Annotated in this window: 1 protein-coding gene; it reads left to right on the forward strand. The window is 49.9% G+C overall.

Going from position 1 to position 683, the window contains the following annotated elements:
• A partial coding sequence (locus tag ACS8FD_RS20945) for an aldehyde dehydrogenase family protein (RefSeq protein ID WP_439277285.1) occupies positions 1-683 on the forward strand: 683 nt, incomplete at both ends.

Raw genomic sequence — 683 nt, forward strand, 5'->3', positions numbered from 1 at the left:
GTTTAACTTGCTATTAGGTGGCGGCTCTAGCGTAGGTGATGCGCTCATCAATTCTAAAGACATTGATGCGGTCAGCTTTACAGGCTCTGTGCCCACAGGTCGCAAGGTCGCTGCTGCTACGGCGCCGAACTTCATCCGCTGCCAGCTTGAGATGGGCAGTAAAAATGCCTTGGTCATCGCTGATGATGCTGACTTACAAACGGCCATCGATACAGCGGTTGCTGGTGCATTTGGGGGCTCAGGACAAAAATGTACCGCCTCTTCACGTCTTATCGTCATGGACAGTATCCATGATGCCTTCGTCGACGGTGTGGTCGCCAAAATGAAAACGCTAAAGGTTGGTCATGCGCTTGACGACGGTATCTTTATGGGACCTGTGGTCGATGACAAGCAGTTGGCATCAAACATGGATTGGATCGAAAAAGCCAAGCAAGCCGGTGCCAATTTAGCCTTTGGTGGTGAGCGGTTAGAGATGCCACATGACGGCTACTATATGTCGCCGACCTTGTTTACTGAGACTGACAACAGCTGGGATATTAACCAAGAAGAAGTATTTGCTCCGCTGGCCTGTGTCTTGCGCGTCAAGAATTTAGAAGAAGCGATTGCCATGACCAATGATACGCGCTTTGGTTTGACTGGCGGTATCATCACCCAAAGTCTGCGTAATAGCGCGATGTTTAAAG

The sequence above is a fragment of the Psychrobacter sp. 1U2 genome (genome assembly GCF_051847575.1).